The 24664-nt window shown below is 45.3% G+C and carries 12 protein-coding genes; all 12 read left to right on the top strand.

Annotated features, from left to right (window positions below):
* Window positions 1-5 precede the first annotated feature (5 nt).
* The 12 genes from EAH55_RS19990 (at window position 6) to EAH55_RS19935 (ending at window position 24624) form a co-directional block, all read left to right on the top strand.
* On the top strand, window positions 6-1499 hold the full coding sequence (locus EAH55_RS19990) for a tagaturonate reductase (RefSeq protein ID WP_121811213.1): 1494 nt from the start codon (window positions 6-8) through the stop codon (window positions 1497-1499).
* Between the two features lie 11 nt (window positions 1500-1510).
* Entirely contained in the window at window positions 1511-3163 is a 1653-nt protein-coding gene (locus EAH55_RS19985) for a UxaA family hydrolase (RefSeq protein WP_121811212.1), read from the top strand.
* Window positions 3164-3310: 147 nt separating this feature from the next.
* Window positions 3311-4324 (top strand): zinc-binding alcohol dehydrogenase family protein, encoded by a 1014-nt coding sequence (locus EAH55_RS19980; protein WP_121811211.1) that lies wholly within the window; start codon window positions 3311-3313, stop codon window positions 4322-4324.
* 3 nt (window positions 4325-4327) lie between these two features.
* Window positions 4328-5875 carry an MGH1-like glycoside hydrolase domain-containing protein gene (locus EAH55_RS19975; RefSeq protein ID WP_121811210.1) on the top strand — a complete coding sequence of 516 codons (1548 nt, stop codon included), beginning with the start codon at window positions 4328-4330 and terminating at the stop codon, window positions 5873-5875.
* 222 nt (window positions 5876-6097) lie between these two features.
* Window positions 6098-8845, top strand: coding sequence for an alpha-d-galacturonidase (locus EAH55_RS19970; RefSeq protein WP_162996970.1), 2748 nt, complete (start codon window positions 6098-6100; stop codon window positions 8843-8845).
* A gap of 5 nt (window positions 8846-8850) precedes the next feature.
* Window positions 8851-11658: a glycoside hydrolase family 95 protein gene (locus EAH55_RS19965; RefSeq protein WP_244228270.1), complete on the top strand. Its 2808-nt coding sequence runs from the start codon at window positions 8851-8853 to the stop codon at window positions 11656-11658.
* Window positions 11659-11976: 318 nt separating this feature from the next.
* Window positions 11977-15480, top strand: a complete 3504-nt coding sequence (locus tag EAH55_RS19960; protein ID WP_244228268.1) for a malectin domain-containing carbohydrate-binding protein — start codon at window positions 11977-11979, stop codon at window positions 15478-15480.
* 9 nt (window positions 15481-15489) lie between these two features.
* Window positions 15490-18252, top strand: a complete 2763-nt coding sequence (locus EAH55_RS19955) for a family 78 glycoside hydrolase catalytic domain (protein WP_121811206.1) — start codon at window positions 15490-15492, stop codon at window positions 18250-18252.
* Window positions 18253-18266: 14 nt separating this feature from the next.
* The gene (locus EAH55_RS19950; protein ID WP_121811205.1) at window positions 18267-19388 is read left to right on the top strand and encodes a glycosylase; all 1122 of its coding nucleotides are present in this window, start codon (window positions 18267-18269) and stop codon (window positions 19386-19388) included.
* Window positions 19389-21788 (top strand): beta-galactosidase GalB, encoded by a 2400-nt coding sequence (gene galB / locus EAH55_RS19945; protein ID WP_121811204.1) that lies wholly within the window; start codon window positions 19389-19391, stop codon window positions 21786-21788.
* Window positions 21789-22124: 336 nt separating this feature from the next.
* The gene (locus tag EAH55_RS19940) at window positions 22125-23681 is read left to right on the top strand and encodes a sodium:solute symporter (RefSeq protein WP_112569288.1); all 1557 of its coding nucleotides are present in this window, start codon (window positions 22125-22127) and stop codon (window positions 23679-23681) included.
* A 10-nt stretch (window positions 23682-23691) separates the two neighbouring features.
* On the top strand, window positions 23692-24624 hold the full coding sequence (locus tag EAH55_RS19935) for a dihydrodipicolinate synthase family protein (protein WP_121811203.1): 933 nt from the start codon (window positions 23692-23694) through the stop codon (window positions 24622-24624).
* Window positions 24625-24664 lie beyond the last annotated feature (40 nt).

Genomic DNA, 24664 nt, shown 5'->3' with positions numbered 1-24664 from the left:
AGCAAATGATATTATCACGATATAACCTGAACAAAACCACTGTACCGGCAGGCGAACTGCCTCCTGCAAATGTATTCGATCTGCCTGAAAAAGTGCTGCAATTCGGCACGGGCGTATTGCTGCGTGGCCTGCCCGATTACTTTATTGATAAGGCGAACCGCGCGGGCATTTTCAACGGCAGGGTAGCCGTTGTTAAATCAACCGACAAAGGTTCGACCACGGATTTTGATATGCAGGACGGTTTGTATACCATTTACTCAAAAGGTATTGAAGATGGTAAAGAAGTTAACGAGCAGGTCATCTGTTCGGCGATAAGTCGTGTGCTGTCTGCCTCAAACGAGTGGGAAGAGATCCTGGAGATAGCCCGCAGTAAAAGTTTACAAGTAGTGATTTCCAATACAACTGAAGTAGGCATTCAACTGGTTAAGGAGGATGTTCGTAAACATCCGCCTGTATCATTCCCCGGCAAATTACTGGCTATTTTATATGAGCGTTACAGGGCATTTGATGGCCGACCGGATACCGGTCTGGTGATCATTCCAACCGAGCTGATCATCGATAACGGCAAAAAACTGGAAGCTATAGTACTGGAGCTTGCCCATTTGAATAAGCTTGAACCTGCGTTTATGGACTGGCTGGAGAGCAGCAATAGCTTTTGCAATTCGCTGGTAGATAGGATCGTTCCCGGCAGGCCTGATCAGCAGCTTAGTGAAGCCATGGAAACAGAACGTGGTTATACCGATAACCTGAGCATCATGTCTGAAACTTACAGCCTTTGGGCTATCCAGGGCGATGAAAAAATAGCCGAAGTTTTATCGTTTGCCCAGGCTGATAAAGGTGTTGTGATCACCCCAGATATTGAACTGTTCAGGGAATTGAAACTAAGGTTACTTAACGGCACGCACACGTTAAGTTGCGCTGTAGCCTACCTTTCTGGCTTCAATACCGTTAAGGAAGCTATGGACGATGCCCATTTCACCAAGTTCATTACCCAACTGATGTTCACCGAAATTATGCCATCCATCCCTTATCAAATTGATGAAGATGTAGCCCGCGATTTTGGTAATAAAGTGCTCGACAGGTTCCGTAACCCCAACATCAGGCATGAGTGGTTAAGTATTTCGGTACAATACGCTACTAAAATTAAAATGCGGGTTATTCCGTTATTATTGAACTACTATAAACAAAACAATAAAGCACCGCAAATGATGGCCCTCGGTTTCGCGGCTTTTATTCGCTTTATGCAGATCACGGAAACCGCCGAAGGCAAATACATAGGTATAGCTCATGCAGATAACTACACGGTAACTGACGATCAGGCGCCTACTTTGAGCAAAGCATGGAGCGGGGCTGATGCTGAAACCGCGATAGCTGCTATCTTAAAAAATAAAAGCCTTTGGGATGCTGACCTGACAACTTTATCCGGCTTTACCGAGGCCGTAACACGTCAGTTTAAATTGATTAATGAAGAGGGAGAATTAGCCATACGCGCTATTTAAACAGAATAACAATGAAACAGAATATATTAAAAGTACACCCTGCCGATAATGTGCTTGTAGCACTTACCGATTTACAGGCTAATGAGCAGGTTACTTACCAGGATAAAACATATACCGTAAAAGAACTGATTCCGGCCAAACATAAATTCGCTATCGTGGAGATCCCGGAAGGTGACGAAATTATTATGTATGGCGTGTTGGTAGGCAAGGCCCAAAGCCCGATCCCGGTTGGTGGTTTGATAAGTACGGCCAATGTTAAGCACGCTGCAAACAGCTTTTTGACAGGCCAAAGCCATATCGATTGGCACAAGCCGGATATCAGCAAATGGGAGGGTAAAACATTCAGTGGCTATCATCGTGAAGATGGCGGCGTGGGTACGGCAAATTACTGGTTGGTAGTACCCATGGTGTTTTGCGAAAACCGCAACATTGAAGTATTGCGGGAAGCATTGGTAAAACCGCTGGGTTACGGGCGAAAAAAAACATATGAGATCAAAGCGCAGGAGCTTATTGGTAAAATAAAGGCTGGCGCGGAAATAGATGAGGTTTTATATACCGAAATAGGCAGCGATACCGCCCAAAATGCCGGTAACAAAGTTTTCCCAAATGTTGATGGCATTAAGTTTTTAACACATACCGGCGGCTGCGGGGGCACCCGTCAGGATTCAACGGCGCTTTGTGGTTTGCTGGCAGGATATATTACTCACCCCAACGTAGCCGGTGCAACGGTTTTGAGCTTAGGCTGCCAGAATGCCGAAGTGAAAACTTTGCAGGAAGAGATCAATAAACGCTCGCCGGAGTTTAACAAGCCACTATACATTTTAGATCAGCAAAAAACAGGGAAAGAGGCCGATTTGATGGAACTGGCTATTAGGCAAACGCTTGCCGGTTTGATGCAGGCTAATCAGCACACCCGTAAGCCGGCCCCGCTAAGTAAACTCACTATTGGTTTGGAGTGCGGCGGCTCGGATGGCTTTTCGGGTATTTCTGCAAATCCTGCTATTGGTTATACTTCAGATCTGCTGGTGGCTATGGGCGGTTCGGTTATTTTAGCCGAGTTTCCGGAGCTTTGCGGTGTTGAGCAAAACCTGATTGACCGTTGTATAGATAAATCTAAAGCTGATCGCTTCGCTGATCTCGTTCGTACTTACAGCCAACGTGCAGAGGAAGCCGGTTCCGGTTTTTACATGAATCCGTCGCCGGGTAATATTAAAGACGGATTGATCACTGATGCTATCAAATCGGCCGGGGCGGCTAAAAAGGGCGGCACATCGCCGGTGGCAGATGTATTGGATTATCCCGAAAAGGTAACACAACCCGGACTTAACCTGCTTTGCACGCCAGGGAATGATGTGGAATCGACCACGGCCGAAGTTGGTTCGGGCGCTAATATCGTATTATTTACTACGGGCTTAGGAACGCCTACCGGCAACCCGATAGCCCCTGTTGTAAAAATTGCTACCAATACGGCGTTATATAACCGTATGAGCGATATTATCGACATCAATACCGGTACTATTGTAGAAGGTGACGAAACCATTGAACAAGCCGGCGAACGTATCCTGGATTACGTGGTAAAAGTAGCCAGCGGAGAAATTGAAGTTCATGCTGTACGGCACGGGCAGGATGATTTTATTCCCTGGAAAAGAGGGGTTTCGCTTTAATTTCCTCCTCCCCGTGTTCGTGTCCTCACGAACACCCGTAGACAGGTATTGAGGGGGGATATGGAATGAAAAGAGAACAACCATAGTAAAAAAACATCGGGTTTCCGTGAGGACACGGAAACGGGATAAAAACACGACGAAAAGCCAATGAAAATACTAACCTGTACAACGCCCGGTCAACTGGAGTACGGCACTGCCGAAGCTCCGCAATTAAAACCGGGTAATGCGCTGCTTAAAATAAAACGCATAGGCATTTGCGGTACCGATCTGCATGCCTTTGAAGGTACCCAGCCCTTTTTTAGTTACCCCAGAATTTTGGGCCACGAGCTTGCCGCCGAACTGGTTGAAGCAGGCGACGCCGAAGGTTTTGAAAAGGCCGAGGCCGTTACATTTATCCCATATTTCAATTGTGGGCATTGTATTGCCTGCCGCTCGGGCAAACCAAATTGTTGCGTAAATATCCAGGTTTGCGGTGTACATACCGATGGCGGTATGGCCGAATACCTGCAGGTTCCATCGCATTTACTGGTTCATGGCGAGGGATTGAGCTTTGACGAACTGGCATTGGTTGAGCCATTGGCTATAGGTGCGCATGGTGTGCGACGAGCTGATGTAAAACCAGGCGAGTTTGTACTGGTCATCGGCGCGGGACCTATCGGTCTGGGTATTATGGAGTTTGCCCGTATTGCCGGCGCAAAGGTTATAGCTGCTGATGTAAACGAACAACGCCTGAATTTTTGCCGTGAAAACCTTAAAGTCAACTATGCCATCAACGTAAAAAACGAAGATGTAACGGAGCGGCTTAAACAGATCACCAATGGCGATATGCCTACCGTGATAATTGATGCTACCGGCAATCAAAAAGCTATTAATGGCGCGTTTTTGTACCTGGCCCATGGCGGCAGGTATGTGCTGGTTGGCTTACAGCGTGATGATATTATTGTAAGTCACCCCGAGTTTCACAAACGCGAAAGCACGTTGATGAGCAGCCGTAATGCTACCCGCGAGGATTTTGAGCATGTGATCAAATCAATGAAAAGTGGTTTGGTAAACCCGCAGACCTATATCACTCACCGGTTAAAGTTTGATGAAGTAAAAGATCAGTTTGAAGGCTGGCTTAACCCGGCAAATGGAGTTATTAAGGCTATTGTAGAGGTATAAGCGATGATGAAAAGGGCATTTTTAATTAGTTTGTTTTTTTGTGTGGCGGGTAATCTTTTTGCACAGCAAAAGCGTGTATTGAGTTTTGACAAGCTGAAAACGTATGTAAACAGCTTTAACAAAGCCGATACCGAAATGGTTAAAAATTACATCACCAACGATCATGCCTACGAATGGTTATCCAAAAATGTACCCTTATTTGAATGTCCGGATTCGGCTATTCAAAAAATCTATTATTACCGCTGGTGGACATTCCGGAAACACCTGAAACAAACACCAGATGGTTTTATTTTTACCGAATTTATAACTCCCGTTAGCTTTACCGGTGTTTATAACAGTTCAAGCAGTGCGCTTGGTCACCAGGTTTACGAAGGGCGCTGGCTGCATGATCCGCAATATATAAACCAGTATATTAACTTCTGGCTGTATGTTGATCCTAAGCAAAAGAAGCCGCATTTGCATGCTTTCAGCAGTTGGATTGATGACGCAGTGTACAATTACTATCTTGTAAACCTTGACAAACACTTTGTTGAACAGGCTTTGCCTTTGCTTAACACCGATTACCACGTTTGGGAAACGGAAAAGCAGCTGCCATCCAAATTGTTCTGGCAGTTTGATGTGCGCGACGCCATGGAAGAAAGTATCAGCGGGGGGCGCAAAGTCAAAAACATCCGGCCTACCATTAACAGTTATATGTATGGTAATGCTTTGGCGCTATCAAAAATGGCCGCCTTAACCGGCAATGATTCGCTGAAAATAAAATACACACAAAAAGCTATCGACCTGAAAAAACTGGTGCAGGATAGCTTGTGGAACGATAGTGCCTCCTTTTTTGAAGTACGCAAACCCGATGGACATTTTGCCGGTGCCCGCGAGGAACTGGGTTTTATCCCCTGGTACTTTAACCTGCCCGATGATAAAGCAGCCTATGCTAAACAATGGGATCAGTTAACTGACGATAAAGGTTTCAAAGCTCCCTGGGGCATTACCACAGCCGAACGCAGGCACCCCCTGTTCCGTACCCATGGTACCGGGCATGGCTGCGAGTGGGACGGTGCGGTATGGCCTTTTGCTACTACGCAAACCTTAAAAGGACTGGCCAACCTGCTTACCGCCTATCAAAATAGGGGCAATATGACGCCGGGTATTTTTTATGACGAGTTGCACAAATATGCCCTTTCGCACATTAAGCGTGGGCAACCTTACCTTGGCGAATACCAGGACGAAAAGACCGGCTACTGGCTTAAAGGCGATAACCCGCGAAGCAGCTATTACAACCACTCCGGATTTTGTGATCTGGTGATCAATGATCTTGTTGGCCTGAAACCACGTGAAGATAATATGTTAGAAGTTTTCCCGCTTATCCCTCAAAACCAGTGGAAATGGTTTGCGCTGGATAATGTGCTTTATCACGGTCATACCATCAGCGTGGTATGGGATAAAACGGGTACCAAATACCATAAAGGCAAAGGTTTTATTATTTATGCCGATGGTAAGGAAATATCCCGGAGTGCGCAATTGAAACGTATCCTGGTTAAGCTTCCGGGCTAATCTTGACTCATTTTTTCTTGTTTGTTGGTTTGCTGACTTTAATGATGATAATATCGTATAGTAGATAGAGAAAATATCAGATGAAATTGCAGCCTTGCACTGATATTTTTGAATACTATACAACCAATTAAGTTCAAAACCCTGGGTATCATTTAAGATACTAAAGCCTTCATTCAAATCAACGAAACGGGCTTTGGTAAGCCTGTTTTAATACGAATGAAAATGAAGATGTTCAACCGTTACCTGTTGCTGTTTTTTACGCTGATCTTTTGTTTTTATTCAACTTCACACGCTCAAAACCAATTTAAAAAAATTACCATCGTTACTTTGCCCCAGCATCACGCAAGGATAAGTTATGGCGTACAAAAGCTAACGCTGGCTTTGCAACATGCCGGGTATTCGGTTACCGAACAAGCATATAAAGGCACACTTCCTTCAGCCAATGCTATAGTTGTTGGTTTACTTACGGATGCCCCGGTTAAGAAACTGGCTGGTACTGCAAGTAATCGTCCCGGAAAAGAGGGTTTTATCATCAGTGATAACGGCCTAAAAAATAAACTATTGATAGCGGGTGCTGATAATTCCGGTGCGCTTTACGGCTGTCTTGAACTGGCGGATAGGATCGCCTTAAATAGAAAACTTCCGGTAAATATCAATCTGCATGATCAGCCCGAAATGGTTTTGCGAGGGACCTGTATCGGGGTGCAAAAACCTGCGCTACTTCCTGGTCGCGGTACTTATGAGTACCCTTACACCCCTCAAAATTTCCCATGGTTTTATGATAAAGCTTTATGGATCCGTTACCTGGATTCGCTGGCGTATAACCGCATGAACTCTCTGTATTTGTGGAACGGCCACCCCTTTGCCTCGCTGGTGCGGGTAAAGGAATATCCTTATGCCGTGGAAGTTGATGATGCTACTTTTAAGAAAAATGAAGAGATCTATAGCTTTTTGGCCGATGAAGCTGATAAGCGCGGCATCTGGCTTATTCAGGGATTTTATAATATCATCGTATCCAAACCCTTCGCCGAAAAAAACAACCTGAAAACGCAGGACAGGAACCGCCATATTGTACCCATCATAGCCGATTATACCCGCAAATCTATCGCAGCCTTTGTACAAAAATACCCTCACGTTGGTTTATTGGTTACGTTGGGAGAGGCCATGGAAGGTGTTGGTCAGGATGATATTGACTGGTTTACCCAAACCATTATTCCGGGGGTAAAGGACGGATTAAAAGCTTTGGGCCGCACTGATGAACCGCCGATTGTGCTCCGTGCACATGACACGGACGCCCCTGCTGTGATGAAATATGCTAAGCCACTTTATTCAAATTTATACACCGAAGCAAAGTATAACGGCGAGGCCTTGACTACTTATGAACCGCATGGCCCATGGGCCGATCTGCATCGTACGCTGAGTAGTATTGGAACCGTACAGATAGAGAATGTGCATATCATGGCCAACCTGGAGCCTTTCCGCTATGGCTCGGCCGATTTTATTCAGAAATGTGTACAGGCTATGCATCAAATTTACGGAGCTAATGCCCTGCACTTGTATCCGCAGGCATCATACTGGGATTGGCCTTATACTGCCGATAATACCGGCGGCGAGCGCTTATTGCAATTAGACAGGGACTGGATTTGGTATAAAGCATGGTCGCGCTATGCCTGGGATAGCAAGCGGGACAGGGTCGGCGAAATAAGTTATTGGGCAAAGCAGTTGGCGGATAAATATGGATGCGATAAGGCTCATGGCGAGGCTGTTTTGAAAGCATATGAGCAATCGGGCAATATCTCGCCCGAACTGCTGCGCCGCTTTGGTATTACCGATGGCAACCGCCAAACCATGACTTTGGGCATGCTGATGAGCCAGTTGGTTAATCCCGAAAAATATGGTTTGTTTTCGCTGCTGTACAATTCAGAGGGCCCGGTTGGTGAAATGATGAGCGAATATGCCGAGAGAGAATGGAAACACCAGCCGCATATCGGCGAAACGCCGGTTAAGGTGATCGATAGCGTAATAGTACAGGGACAAAAGGCGGTTGAGGCTATTAACGAAGCGTCTGCAAAGGTAACTAAAGATAAAGCGGAGTTTAACCGCCTAAAAAACGACATGTATTGCTACAACGCCATGGCCAATAACTATGCCTACAAGGCAAAAGCGGCATTATGGGTATTGCGCTATAAATATTCGGATAATGTTGCCGATCTTGAAAAGGCTTTGCCCGAACTGCAAACCAGTCTGGATTATTATAAACAACTGGTGAAATTAACCGAAAACACTTACCTGTATGCCAACAGCATGCAAACCAAGCAGCGCAAAATCCCGGTTGGGGGCAACGATGCCAAAATGAAAACCTGGGCCGAGCTTTTGCCAGTTTACCAAAAGGAACTTGACAATTTTAAACGCAATATTGATTCGCTGAAATCGCCTCAAACACAGCAAAAGCAAAAAGAGGTTGCAGTTTTGAAAGATGCGCCTGTGAAGTTTGAAAATAATAGCTATCAAGTCAACGCCGGTGAGATGGTATTTGCCGATACATCAGCGGCAATCAAAAATATCGCGAAAGAACTGGCGGGTTTAAAAGGTGCAAAGCTATCTAAGGCTGATCAGCATAAAAATGGCACAACCATCAGCTTTAAAAATGATAAACCGGTAAAGGTATTGGTTGGCTTTTTCAACAGTAAAATGCCTCAATACCTGCCCGAACCACAACTGGAAACAGATGCCAGCGCTAACGATTATGGTCAGGCAGATATCAAGATTGCCAATGCCATTCAAATTGATGGCTTGCCGCCTGTAAATATCCATACCTACACCTTTAAAGCGGGTTCAAATACGCTTACCTTGGGTAAAGGTGCGGCCTTGGTTTTGGGCATTGTTGATGCGGAGGCCAATGTGCCGGTGTACGATGCCGGCTTAAGCAACGAAGGTAATATCAAAGATTTACGCTGGCTTTTTAACTGATGTTTATGAATAGCAGGAAAAGTTTTTATATCGCTATGTTAATGTTTGGAGTTGTACAGGCTTTTGCCCAGCAACCCCTTAAGCTTTGGTATAAACAGCCCGCTCAAAAATGGACGGATGCCTTACCCATAGGTAATGGCCGCATTGGTGGCATGATTTATGGCGGCGTTACCGAAGACCATATCCAGTATAACGAACAAAGCCTGTGGACAGGCGGCCCGCGCGACTATAACCGCAAAGGTGCCGTGAAATATTTGGAGCCCATCCGTAAGCTCCTTGCTGATGGTAAACAAGCCGAAGCAGAGGCCATGGCCCAACAACATTTTATGGGTACGAAGAGCGATGAAGCTACTTATGCTGCTGATTCTGCAAGGTGGTTTAAGATGATAGGTGCGTACCATTTGCCGCAAGACGAGCTGTTTCATGATGATAATTTTAAAACTATCAATTTGCCGACAGAACAGGGATGGGAAGTCTCGCCAGGGTTTGAAGGAGTTGATGGCGCAGTTTGGTTCATCGAACATTTTAATGTTCCGGCTGATTGGAAAGGGAAGAACGTGGTGATCAGTTTAGGCAGGATACGAGATATCGACCGCACCTGGCTTAATGGAGATTACATCGGCACAACTTCGGGTAACGCCTACCGGAAATACATTATCCCGGCAAATAAAATACATATCGGTGAGAATAGGCTTGCAGTACAGGTAATCAACTTTTATGATAAGGGTGGCTTTACGAGCAACGCTAAAACTTTATCAGTTTATCCCGAAGGAAGTGAAAATGATGCGATTAGCCTTGCCGGACAGTGGAAATATTTTATACAGGATGATAACCCACCTGCATATCCCCGCTACAATGCCGATTATCAGCCCTTCGCTGATTTGTACCTGCAATTTCCAAAGCAGGAGGCTACGGATTACAAACGCGACCTTGATCTTACTAATGCTAACGCCCATGTGAGTTATAAGGCAGATGGTGTTACTTACAGTCGCGAGTATTTCAGCAGTGCACCGGATCAGGTGATGGCGGTACATTTAACTGCCGATAAACCGGGCAAAATCGGCGTGAAAGCTTTGCTTAGTAGTCTGCAAAAAAACTATGTTATCCGTAAAGTTGATGACCATACGCTGGCGCTATCTTTAAAAATAAAAAGTGGTGTTTTGCGTGGCGTAAGCTACCTGTATGTACAGGTCGCGGTTGGTAAGGTTGTGGTAAGTCCGAAGAATATATCAGTCACAGGAGCTAACGAAGCTACTTTTTACCTTACAGCGGCAACCAATTTTAAAAACTATCATGATGTATCGGGCAATCCCGAGGCTATCTGCAAAGCTCAAATAGAAGCAATAACGCACAAGACTTATGCGGCTATCAAAGCTGCTCACATTAAAGATTATCAAAGGTATTTCAATACATTTTCTATCGATTTAGGCAAGGGCGAAAATGCGGAGCTGCCGACAGATGAAAGGATCCTGAAATTTGGCCAATCACTTGATCCTTCTTTTATCAGCTTGTATGCGCAATATGGCCGGTATTTGCTGATCTCGTCATCAAGACCGGGCAACGGGCCCGCAAACTTGCAAGGTTTGTGGAACAACCTGCTTACGCCGCCCTGGGGTAGCAAGTTTACCACCAACATCAACCTTCAAATGAATTACTGGCCTGCTGAGGTACTCAACTTATCGGCTTGTAGTCAGCCGTTTTTTAGTATTGTCGATGATCTTTCAAAAACGGGTCATGAAACCGCGGTTGAGCATTACGGTGCCCCGGGTTGGGTATTGCACCATAATACCGATCTGTGGCGTGGGGCGGCACCTGTTAACGCCTCCAATCATGGGATCTGGGTTAGCGGGGCTGCATGGCTTTGCCACCAGTTATGGGAGCATTATTTATACACCGGCGATAAGGATTTTCTGCAAAAAAGGGCATATCCCGAAATGAAAGGTGCCGCGGAGTTTTTCGTACACTTTTTGGTTAAAGATCCTAAAACAGGATACCTCATCAGCACGCCGTCTAACTCGCCCGAGCATGGCGGTTTGGTTGCCGGGCCAACGATGGATCACCAGATCATCCGCGATTTGTTTAAAAACTGCATCGAAGCAGCTAAAGTGCTTAACATTGATAAGGCTTTTGCCGATACGCTGAAGTTGAAATACAGCCAGATAGCACCCAATAAAATTGGCAGGTATGGCCAGTTGCAGGAGTGGATGGAAGATAAAGATGATACCACTGATACTCATCGTCATGTTTCGCACATGTGGGGCGTTTATCCCGGAACAGATATCACTTTTAAAACGCCGGAACTATTGAATGCCGCCGAAAAATCTATGAAATACCGTGGCGATGAAGGTACCGGCTGGAGCATTGCCTGGAAGGTAAATATCTGGGCGCGGATGCACCAGGGCGATCATGCTTATCTCATGTTAACCAAACTGCTTTCGCCAGCCGATGTAAGTTCGGGTAAAGAGAAGGGCGGCGTTTATCATAACCTGTTTGATGCACATCCACCATTTCAGATTGATGGAAATTTTGGCGGCGCGGCAGGTTTAGCCGAAATGCTTTTACAAAGTCAGGGCGATGCTATAGAATTGCTGCCAGCCTTATCAACTGCTTTGCCACAAGGTAGCATTAAAGGTATTTGTGCAAGGGGCGGCTTTGTGCTGGATTTTGAATGGCAAAATGGCCGCTTGAAAAACCTGCAGGTACTTTCAAAATTGGGCAAAACCTGTCGCTTAAATTATGCCGGAAAAACAGTTGATATCGAAACTCAAAAAGGTAAAAGCTATCGCTTCGATGCTGATCTGAAACAATTGTAAAAGATGGGCGAAGCGCAAAAATATTACTGCGGGATAGCAGGGAAAGCGCAATGTGTTTTGGCGCTGTGTGATTGCCCTTTTGAGAGAGTAGTAGCCCATAAGGCTATAGAGGAGTTTAAAGCGCGTTGGGTTGTGCGATTCCCTCCCCTGGGAGGGTGTAGGGAGGGGGTTCGGCGAGATGTATTGTCGTCAGAAAGGCGCATAAACCCCTCCCTGCCAACACGCAATCCTAACGCGCCCCTCCCAGGGGAGGGAATTGTCAATTCATGGGCTATTACTCTTGGGAAAGAGGGAGGGCTGTGTTTTCCTTTTTTAAAATTGATCGCCTCGCTGCTGCTTCTACTCCTTTTTTCCAATAGTTACCTTTTTGCACAGCCTAAAGATGTTTTATTAAATACCAATTGGAAAAGCATCGCCGATGATACCAATCCAAAAGCTAATGCCGGTTTTGAACAAACTGGTTTTAACGATACCCAATGGCAAACGGTAAACGTACCTCATAACTGGGACACTTACGGAGGCTATCGCCGGCTGAAGCATGGCAACAGGCACGGCACTGCCTGGTACCGCAAAATATTCCCGCTTGAAAGTAAACAAAATGATAAGCGGTATTTCCTGTGGTTTGAGGGGGTAGGTTCTTATGCTACTATTTGGCTCAACGGAAAGCAGGTTGGATACCACGCCGGCGGACGTACGTCTTTTACTATTGATGTAACAGATGCTATCAAAGCAGGCAAACAAAACCTGCTATGCGTTAGGGCCGATCATCCTTCGTTTATTAAAGATTTGCCCTGGGTTTGCGGGGCCTGCTCGGATGATCCGGGTTTTTCAGAGGGTTCGCAGCCGATGGGGATTTTCAGGCCGGTGCATTTGATGGTCACTAACGCTATCAGGATTGAACCTTTTGGCGTACATATCTGGAATGATACCACTGTTCGCGAAAAATCAGCTACACTCAACCTCGAAACTGAAGTTAAAAACTACAACGGCAAGCCATCTGCAATAACCGTAATAAACAGTCTGGTTGATGCCGGTGGCAAAACTATCGCGCAAGCAAAAACAAACAAAACATTAAAAGCCGGTGAAGTTAATACAGTAAGTCAACAATTTGCCGATGTTAAAAACGTGCAGCTATGGTCGCTGGAGAAACCTTACCTGTATCATGTAACAACAGAGGTTTGGGCTGATGGAAAATTGATTGACAGAACGCAAACACCTTATGGTATCCGGTGGATCAGCTGGCCCATTGGCAGGAATAATAACGATAATCGTTTTTATCTTAACGGGAAACCTGTGTTTATCAATGGCATTGCCGAGTATGAACACCTGATGGGTAAAAGCCAGGCTTTTGAAGCGCAGGAGATCAAAGCCCGGGTAATGCAGGTAAAAGCCGCCGGTTTTAATGCTTTCCGGGATGCGCATCAGCCTCATAATCTCGCCTATCAGCAATATTGGGATAAGTTGGGCATTTTGTGGTGGCCGCAGTATTCGGCGCATATCTGGTATGATTCGCCTGAGTTCAGGGCCAATTATAAAGCTTTATTGGTTGATTGGATAAAAGAGCGTCGTAACAATCCATCGGTAATATTGTGGGGCTTACAAAACGAAAGTAAATTACCTGCCGATTTTGCCCGGGAATGCAGCGACATTATCCGCAAGTTTGATCCTACGGCTTCATCGCAACGCAAAATAACAACCTGTAACGGCGGCGAGGGTACCGATTGGGATGTGCCCCAAAACTGGACGGGCACTTATGGCGGTAATCCGCTTACTTATGGTGAAGATCTGAAAAAACAAATCTTAGTAGGCGAGTATGGCGCCTGGCGAAGCCTTGGTTTGCATACCGAGGGGCCGTTTGATGCAAACGGCCCGCTAAGTGAAGACCGCATGACCCAGCTGATGGAAACTAAAGTCCGCCTGGCCGAGTCTGTAAAAGATCAGGTAGCGGGACATTTCCAATGGCTGTTATACTCACATGAAAATCCTGGAAGAACGCAGGGCGGCGAAGGTCAGCGTGAATTGGACAGGGTTGGCCCTGTTAATTATAAAGGCCTGTTTACGCCATGGGGCCAGCCAACCGATGCTTTTTACATGTACCGGGCCAATTATGCCCCAAAGAATAAGGAGCCGATGGTTTATATTGCATCGCATACCTGGCCAAACCGCTGGTTGGCTCCGGGCAAAAAGGATAGCATAATCGTTTATTCCAACTGCGATGAGGTTGAGCTTTTTAATGATGTCAATCATGAATCTTTAGGCCGAAGAAAACGACAGGGCGTCGGCACACATTTTCAGTGGGATGGGGTGGATATTAAATACAATGTGCTGTATGCTGTGGGATATGTTAATGGTAAGCAGGTAGCTCATGATGAGGTGATGCTGAACCACCTGCCATCGGCACCGCATCTGCTTAAAGGGAATCCCGTCATTCTGAAACCGGAAGCAGGTTACAACTATTTGTACCGCCTCAATTGCGGCGAACCGGATTATACCGACACCTACGGTAATACCTGGATGGCCGACAAACATCAGGATAATAAACAACAACCCGGTTCCAAATCATGGACGGATGATTACCCCGGTATGCCTGCATTTTTTGCCAGTCAGCAGCGCACTTTTGACAGAATCAGCAATACCACCGATGAGGCTTTGTTCCGGACTTTCAGGTATGGTTTGGATAAGTTGAAGTTCAACTTCCCGGTGCCGGATGGCGATTATCGCATCGAACTATATTTTGCTGAACCCTGGTACGGCACGGGCGGCGGGATAGACTGCTCAGGCTGGCGTTTGTTTGATGTGGCAGTAAATGGTAAAACCATGATCCGCAATCTGGATATCTGGAAAGAAGCAGGCTATACTAAGGCGCTTAAGAAAAATATTACTGCTCATGTTACCGGCGGGATGCTAACCATATCTTTTCCAAACGCTGCGGCCGGTGAAGCTATCATATCAGGCATTGCTATAGGTACTTTAAATAAAGCAGCCAAGCCAAATCAGTCGGGCAAAGGAATAATTAGCCAATTACAGGGCAATAACAAATGGGTAATAAAAAGCTGGATGGATATCGGCCAAAAGCAATATACCGATGTCGGGGTAACTTTTAATGATCTGCCCCCCATATTTTACGGTGCCGATTGGATAAGTACAGCAAATTCGATTCAAGGGCAAACAGGCTCGTTTACTTTAAATGCTGATGCTGACGTATATGTTGCCATGGACAAGTCAGCATCGGACAAGACAGATTGGGTTGCCGGTTATGAAAATACCGGTTTATTTGTAAAAAATGATGCCGATGGGCGGCGTCAACTGTCTGTTTACAGGAAGCGTTTTAAAAAGGCTGATGTAGTAACCTTGGGCGAAAATAAAGGCAGGTTCATGTACACCGTAGTGGTACTGCCTGTTACTTCGTTGCAACCGGCTACTGATCTTCGTAAAACCGTAAGCTATAAGGCGGAGACGGCTGAAATAAAAGGCGAGGGCTTAAAAGCCGACACCCTGAACGGAAAGAAAGTAATTAAATTTAGCAGTGTGGCAGGCGGCAGTGTGGCATTCGCGTTAACACCGGGAGTTGCAGATGTATATGCCTTACGCATAAAATATTATAACCTGAGTAATCAAACTTTTACGGCAAAAATGCAATTACTGGCCGCCGATGGTACGGTGATGAAGGAGGAAGAACTGAGTTTTAAACCGGTTGCCAAAAATAAATCGGGCACGGTTGCAACCAATACAGGCACAAGTATCAACGCGGGTAATTATAAACTGATAATCACAGGTATTAAGGCCGATGGTTTGGCTGTTTCGGGTATTGAAATGCAATAAAATATTAACATGAAAAAAAGTATCTGCCTGTTGTTTTTGCTACTGCCCTTCGGCGCTTTTGCTCAAAGTCTGAAAGTGTTAAACCTGCAATGCGAGTACAAAACCGATCCGCTGGGTATTGAATCGCTTAAGCCAAAGTTAAGCTGGCAAATACAAAGCGATGCGCGCAATACAATGCAAACCGCTTACCGTGTTTTGATTGCCGATGAAGCTGCTAAACTGGCAAACAACAATGCCGATATATGGGATTCGGGTAAGGTTCCATCCAGCGCATCGTTACAGGTTTCCTATAATGGCAAGCCTATGCAGGCCGCAAAAACTTATTACTGGAAGGTAATGGTTTGGGATAATCACGGCAAAGCATCGGCGTGGAGCAACATAGCCAACTGGCAAATGGGCCTGCTCACAAAAGCCGACTGGCATAATGCCGAGTGGATTGTTTATGATAAATTGCCCGATTCATCGGCAATAGTACCTTTTTTTCATGGTAAAGGGCCTAAAAAGTTGGGTGCCGCCAATGATGTTTTGCCTTTAATGCGTAGGGGCTTTAATGTTGATGGCAAGCTAAAAAAAGCCACGCTTTATTTATGCGGATTGGGGCATTTTGAGCTGAGTCTGAATGGTAAAAAAGTAGGAGATCATTTCCTTGATCCAGGTTGGACAAAGTATGATAAACAGGCCTTGTATGTGCCTTTTGATATCACTGATCAGCTTGTTTCTGGTAAAAATACCATTGGCGTAGCGCTGGGCAACGGGTTTTACTATATCCCGCGCGACAGGCGTTACCGAAAGCTCACCGGTGCTTTTGGATATCCCAAAATGATTTGCCGTTTGATGTTAGAATATGACAATGGCCGGATAGATAATGTAGTGAGCGATGGCTCATGGAAAACAGCCCCTTCGCCGGTTACTTTTAGCAGTATTTACGGTGGCGAGGATTATAACGCCAATCTTGAACAACCGGAATGGGACACCAACAACTTTGATGATTCCAAATGGCGCAGTGTGGTTAAGGTAGATGGCATACCTGAGTTAAATGCGCAAACGGCCGAGCCTTTGAAAATTATGCAGGAGTTGAAACCGCAAAGTAAAAAGCAGCTCGCTAATGGCGCATGGATCTATGATCTTGGTCAAAACTTTTCAGGCATCCCACAAATCAGCGTTCAGGGCAAAAAAGGCGATACTGTACGCATTATCCCCGCCGAATTGGTTAACGAGGATGGTAGCGCCAATCAGAAAGCATCCGGCAGTCCGCATTATTATAGCTACGTATTGAAGGGTAACGGCGTTGAAACCTGGCATCCACTGTTTACTTATTATGGTTTCAGGTATTTGCAGGTGCAGGGCGCGGTTCCTGTAAATGAGCGCAATACCTCGAAGCTACCTGTGATTATTGAGATTAAAGGACTGCATACCCGTAACTCCGCGGCAACAGTAGGGAGTTTCGCCTGCTCAAACGAGCTGTTTAACAAAACTTTTAAACTGATTGACTGGGCCATGAAAAGCAATATGGCCAGTGTATTTACCGATTGTCCTCACCGCGAAAAATTGGGCTGGCTGGAAGAAGCGCATCTGGTTGGCAGTTCCCTGCATTACAATTACGATATAGTTGGGTTAGCGCGTAAGTGTATCAACGATATGCGCATCTCCCAAACCGAGGATGGGTTGATTCCCGAGATCTCGCCCGAATATGTAAAGTTTGACGAACCTTTCCGTGATTCGCCCGAGTGGGGGAGTAATGCGGTAATCCTGCCATGGTATGTGTACCAATGGTATGGCGATAAGGAAGTGCTTACGCAAAATTATGATATGATTAAACGGTACCTGGCCTATCTCGATAAAAAATCAAAAAATCATTTATTGTACCAAGGCCTTGGCGATTGGTATGATCTGGGCCCAAACCCTCCCGGTGTTTCGCAATTAACACCTGAGGGCATTACCGCAACCTCGCTTTATTATTACGATCTGGATATAGCCGCCAAAATAGCTACCCTGCTTGGCAAAAACGATGATGCCCTATCATACAAAAAGTTGGCTGCTGAAGTAAAGCAAGCCTATAATAAAACATTTTTTAATGCCGGTACCAAGCAGTACGGCACCGGCAGTCAGGCGGCTAATGCTATGTCTGTTTATGCCGGTTTGGTTGAGCAACAGTATAAAAAAGCAGTGGTGAACAATATCGTAAAAGATATCCGTGGGCGTGGCAATGCCTTAACGGCAGGTGATATTGGTTATCGTTACCTGTTGCGTGTGTTGGATGACGAGGGGCTTTCGGATGTAATATATGATATGAACAGCCGTGCCGATGTACCCGGTTATGGTTATCAACTGGCTCATGGGGCTACCGCTTTGACAGAATCATGGGCGGCGCTGCCTTCAGTATCTAATAACCACTTTATGTTGGGGCACCTGATGGAATGGTTTTACAGCGGCCTGGCAGGAATCCGTCCTGCAGATGATGCCATCGCGTTTAATAAAATCGAGATCAGGCCCGAAACGGTGGGCAATGTAACCTGGGCTAAGGCCAATTATCAATCGCCCTATGGCGATATTTCAAGCAGTTGGGCGAAGGGGCAGGGCCAGTTTAAATTGGAGGTGAGCATCCCTGCAAATACAACTGCAAGCATCTTTTTGCCCGTAAAAAATAACGCAACTATTATGGTAGACGGACAAAATATTAAAACTCGCCATGATATTAAATTTATAGGTTATCACGATGGGAAAGCTGAGATCAAGGCAGGTTCAGGCAACTATACATTCATCGCCAAATAATATTTAAACAGACCATGAAACACATTTTCAAATCATCTGCATTCCTCATTTGCGTTTTTTTAATGCTGAAGGCACACGCCCAGGATGTACCCGAAAAGGTGATGAAGGATATTTATGAACAGGTAAAAACACCTTACAAATATGGCCTGGTGATAGCACCTGAAGATAATAGCCAAAAGGCCGATTGCCCCACGGTTTTTCGCCAGGGCGATAGCTGGTATATGAGTTATATCATTTTCAATGGCAGGGGTTATGAAACCTGGCTGGCTGATAGTAAGGACCTGCTGCACTGGAAAACCTGTGGCCGGATCCTGTCGTTTTCGGACGATACCACTAAATGGGATAATAACCAAAAGGCGGGTTACGTAGGTTTGCAGGATTATAAATGGGGCGGCTCATATAAATTGCAGCAATACAATGGTAAGTACTGGTTGTCGTACTTCGGCGGACAAAGCAGGGGGTATGAAAAAGGTCTGCTATCTATAAGCGTAGCTTCTACCGATAAAGATCCGGGTACGGTACATGAGTGGCAAGGTTTAGATCATCCGGTATTATCGAGTATTGATAAAGATGTAAGTTGGTGGGATAACCATACGCAATACAAACAAACCGTGATCTGGGATAAAAAGAAGCTGACAGGTCACCCTTTCATTATGTATTACAATGCCAATGGCGACAGCGTAAATAAAAAACGTGGTGCCGAGCGGATTGGCATGGCCGTATCAGACGATATGCTGCACTGGAAACGTTTTGGCAAAGACCCTGTATTGAATCATGGCGACGGTATCACGGGTGATCCATATATCCAGCAAATAGGAAATGTGTATGTAATGTTCTATTTCGGAGCTTTTTGGAAAACCGGTGACTCTGGCGTGTTTAACCGCTTTGCCTGCTCGTACGACCTGGTGCACTGGACAGACTGGACAGGGGAGAAGCTCATTCAATCGTCCGAGCCTTACGATAATATGTTCGCCCATAAATCGTGCGTGGTGAAGTATAAGGGCATGGTTTATCATTTTTATTGCGCCGTAAACAAAGCCGATCAGCGTGGTATAGCCGTAGCTGTATCAAAAGATCAGGGTAAAAGCGGGCTCAACTTTGTAGCGCCGCCTGTTAAGAAAAGCAAATCCAAATAAATGAGGCTACGTTATCTATATACGCTGTGTTTGGTGCTTTTCACGGCCGGTTTTGTATCTGCCCAAAACGTACGCCAAACAACGAGCTTTAATGCCGGGTGGAAGTTTTTTTTAGGCGATGATCCAACAGCTAACGCGATAAAATATGATGATAGTCATTGGCGGAAACTCGACCTTCCGCATGATTGGGGCATCGAAGGGAAATTCGACAGTAAAAACCCCTCCACACAGGCCGAAGGTGGATTGCCAGCCGGCATTGGCTGGTACCGTAAAAGTTTTTCTATCCCCGCATCATCAAAAGCTAAAATTATTTTGATTGATTTTGACGGTGTTTTTCATAACAGCGAGGTTTGGATCAATGGCCATTATTTAGGCAAACGGCCTAACGGCTATATCTCGTTCATGTATAATTTAACGCCTTACCTCCAATTCGGCACACAACAAAATGTTGTAGCTGTGAGGGTGGATAACAGCGATCAGCCTAATTCGCGCTGGTATACCGGTTCTGGTATTTACCGTAATGTTTGGCTGACGACCGTCAATAAAATTCATCTGCCGCAATGGTCATCATTTATCACTACACCGCAGGTTGATCATCAAAAGGCAGAGATCACTATTAGTACAGTTTTGCCGGGTTCCATCAACTCAAAGTATAAGCTTAAAGCCGTTGTTTTGGATGATAAGCGTAAGGTTGTTGGATCTGTCATAACTCCGATAACCGACACTGTAATTCAGCAAAGTATCCGGCTAAGCAATCCTCAACTATGGTCGGTAAAGCATCCTTACCTGTATAAAGTAAAGCTGCAGTTGATGGCGGGGGGCAAAGTGGTTGATGATTATGTTACAACTACAGGCATCAGGTATTTTAATTTCGACGCGGATAAAGGTTTCAGTCTAAATGGTGAGCCAATGAAGATTCTTGGTGTTTGTCTGCATCATGATCAGGGGGCTTTGGGCACGGCTGTTAATACACGTGCTATAGAGCGGCAATTGCAGATCTTAAAAGAAATGGGTTGCAACGCCATCCGTACCTCACACAATCCGCCAGCCCCGGAGTTACTTGATCTGTGCGATAAAATGGGTTTGCTGGTGATGGATGAAGCCTTTGATATGTGGAAGAAGAAAAAGAGCAAACACGACTATCACGAAGATTGGGATGAATGGCATGTGAAAGACTTGCAAGACCAGGTTTTACGCGACCGTAACCACCCGTCCGTTTTTGCCTGGAGTATTGGAAACGAGATCAGGGAGCAGTTTGATAGTACCGGCGTGAGCATAGGCCGCGAGCTGGTTAAAATTGTAAAGCAGTTGGATAATACCAGGCCGGTTACATCGGCCTTGAGTGATGCCGACCCTAAAAAGAATTTTATTTATCAGTCGGGCGCGCTTGATCTGGTTGGCTTAAATTACCACCAGGAAGTATATGCCGATTTTCAAAAAAACTATCCCGGTCAGAAGTTTATCGGCACCGAAAATATGTCGGCCCTGGCAACAAGGGGACATTATGATATGCCCTCGGATAGTGTCAGGCGCTGGCCAAAAGATGGTAAAACTCCTTTAAAAGATGGTAATGCCGATTTTACGGTATCATCTTACGATAATGTTTCGGCCTATTGGGGTTCAACGCACGAGGAAACCTGGAAGATCATCAAAAAACATGATTTCCTTTCAGGCCTTTTTGTGTGGACAGGCTTCGATTATATCGGCGAACCAACCCCATACCTGTGGCCTGCCCGCAGTTCATATTTTGGCATTGTTGATCTTGCCGGCTTCCCCAAAGATGTTTATTACATGTACCAAAGCGAGTGGACAACCAAGCCTGTTTTACACCTGTTACCGCACTGGAACTGGAAGCCTGGACAGATAATTGATGTTTGGGCCTATTACAATAATGCCGATGAAGTGGAAGCTTTTTTAAACGGTAAATCGATAGCGGTTAAGAAAAAGAACGGCGATGACCTGCATGTCATGTGGAGTGTTAAATATGAACCGGGAGTGTTAAAAGCGGTGTCCCGTCGTAACGGTAAAGTAGTCATGACCACGCAGGTGGTTACAGCAGGCGAGCCTTATAAAATACAGTTAAAAGCAGATCGGGATAAGATTAATGCCGATGGCAAAGATCTGTCATATATTACCGTGTCTGTTTTGGATAAAAACAATGTGCCCGTGCCCGATGCTAATCAACTGGTAAAGTTTAAAGTAACGGGGCAAGGGATTTTGAAGGGTTTGGATAATGGTTCACAAACAGATCTGGATCCGTTTGTGTCTGATCAGCACCATTTGTTTAATGGCTTGGGGCTGGCAATTATTCAATCTAAATCAGTTGCGGGCGAAATTACTATAGTCGCTACGGCAGATGGATTACAACCGGCCCGGTTAGTTATTCAGGGCAAGCGTTAAGCAGTTGTTAAAAGCGAAAGGGGGTTCATTGCCGTTAACGAAAAAAGCGCCGGATTGTGCGATTCCCCTCTTGAGAGGGGTGGAGGGGTGTGTTTCTGCTTTGATAAGTATATAGCAGAAACACACCCCTGCTATCACACGTTCCTACGCGCCCCCTCTCAAGAGGGGAATTTTTAAAACCTCCAGTCAGCCGAGGGGACTTTATTTATTTCGTTGGTGATAATATCCTACAATAGCAGGAGAAAATATTACAGTAAAGCTTAACTGTGGGTTGTTAAATTTGTTATACAATTTTAAACCACAATACTAATTTTTACCGTACTACCCGATTAACGCATGAAAGTGTTGCCCGTGTTAGATTTCGCGATTATAGGTATTTACCTTATAGCTATGGTACTGGTTGGTTTTTATTTTTCACGTAAAAATAAAAATGCCGAGCAGTTCACCGTCGCCTCTGGGTTAATACCGGGCTGGGCTATCGGTTTATCAATTTATGCCACTTTTTTAAGCAGTAACACCTTTTTAGGCGTACCGGGCAAGGCTTACGGAGGTAACTGGAACGCTTTTGTATTTAGTTTATCCATGCCATTCGCGGCATGGATAGCGGTTAAGTATTTTATACCATTTTACCGTAATACCGGTAATATTTCGGCATACACCCATTTCGAAAAACGCTTTGGTCCCTGGGCAAGGGTTTACGCGGTAATATGTTTTTTGCTTACGCAGATAGCCCGTATGGGTTCGGTATTCTTCGGCATTGCATTGAGTTTGCAGGCGCTTACCGGGCTCTCTATGAAAACCATCATGATCGTTATGGGCATCTCCATCATATTGTATACCGTATCCGGAGGGATCAAGGCTGTGATCTGGACGGAGGTGGTACAGGCTATCATTAAAACTTTAGGAGCTTTGCTGATCATTTACCTGGTGATAAACAGTATCCCCGGCGGCTTTGATAAAATTGTAGAAATTGGCAAAGCTGATCATAAGTTTAGCCTGGGCAGTTTTTCGCTCAACCTTACTGAACCAACTTTTTGGGTGATCCTGTTCTATGGTTTTTTTATCAATCTCAACAATTTTGGGATGGATCAAAATTATATTCAGCGTTATCATGCGGCAACATCTACGAAACAGGCGGCCAAATCGGTTTGGCTTTGCGTTGGTATTTATGTACCTGCATCTTTTCTGTTTTTTGTAATAGGCTCATGCTTATATGCTTACTACAGTCAGCATCCCGATCTGATCCTGAGCCTTAAACACCAGGTAGCCATTGAGCGTCTGCCTGCTACGGCTTCGGCAAATGAGGTTTCGGCATTTATAAGCAAACTTACCCCTGCCGATTATGGTGATAAGATCATGCCGCATTTTATGGTTACCAAAATCCCGGCAGGGCTGGTTGGCGTTATTGTAGCAGCTATTTTATCGGCCGCTATGAGTACCATCAGTTCGGGCATGAACGCCTCAGCTACTGTTTTTACCATCGATATCTATAAAAGGTATTTTAAGCCACAACTCAACGACAAAAATACTTTGAATGCCCTGCATATTGGCACCGTACTTTTCGGGTTCGCGGGTATGGCGGCTGGGATAGCCATGATAGGGGTAAAGAGTATCCTTGATTTGTGGTGGCAGCTTTCGGGCATTTTTGCCGCGGGTATGCTGGGCTTGTTTTTGCTGGGCATTATCAGCAGGCAAACCCGCAACCATGAAGCCATTATCGCCAGTATTATTGGCGTTTTAGTGATCCTTTGGCTTACTTTTCCATCGCTCATTCCGGAACAATATGCCGCTCTTCGCAGCACGCTCAATACCAATATGATCATTGTTGCAGGTACCCTCGCTATATTTTTAACAGGAATATTTTTAACCAAAACCAGGCAGTTAACAGTTTAATCATCATCAAATGGAACAATCAAAAAAGGGTTTTATCCCGGTAATGTTAACGCCTTTTAAAGATAACGGCGCGGTTGATTATGTAGCCCTGACCCGCCTTACCGAAATGTATTTACGCGCCGGCGCCGCCGGTGTGTTTGCCAATTGTCTCTCAAGCGAAATGTTTGAACTGAGTGGTGAGGAGCGGCTGGCCATTATCAGGCACGTGGTTGAAACTGTTGACGGCGCTGTGCCCGTAGTTGCCACTGGAACCTTTGGCGGCCCGGTTGAAAAGCAAGCTGATTTTGTAAAAAGAGTTTATGATACAGGTACTTCGGCGGTAATTGCCATCTCAAGTTTATTGGCTGATGCCAATGAACCAGACGCAGTATTTAATGACCGCGTATTTGATCTGTTTGATCAAACCAAAAATATTCCTTTAGGTTTCTATGAATGCCCGGTGCCTTACAAAAGGTTATTATCGGCAGAGCAGCTTCATCATTTTGCAGCTACCCGCAGGATAATATATCATAAAGATACCTGCCTGAACCTGGATATGGTAAAACAGAAACTGGAGGCAAGTAAAATTAACCCGGCCTTTGGTTTGTATGATGCTTACATGGTCCACGCGGTTGAATCGTTGAAAGCGGGTTCGGCGGGATTGTCATGTATCCAGGGGAATTTTTTTCCGGAGCTTATTGTTTGGTTATGTGATCATTATGTAGATGAATCGCATGAGCATGAGGTTGCTATGGTGCAGGAGTTTTTAACCGAAAACATGGATGTAATGCACAATGTATACCCGGTTATTGCAAAATATTATCTTACCAAACGGGGCTTGAAAATATCAACTACCACCCGTAGAGATGTTGGTTATTTTTCACCCGCTATCCGCAATAAGATCGAAGATCTGCATAGCAATTATACAATGTTGCGAAGCGAGATAGGTATTGGGAAGTACTAAGTCTGGAGTCGAAAGTTCTTATTTAAATTTGTTGAGAAGT

The sequence above is a fragment of the Mucilaginibacter kameinonensis genome (genome assembly GCF_003675385.1).
Classification (GTDB): domain Bacteria; phylum Bacteroidota; class Bacteroidia; order Sphingobacteriales; family Sphingobacteriaceae; genus Mucilaginibacter; species Mucilaginibacter kameinonensis.
Note: the sequence above shows the minus strand (reverse complement) of the source record. Positions and strands in the feature narration are given on the sequence as shown.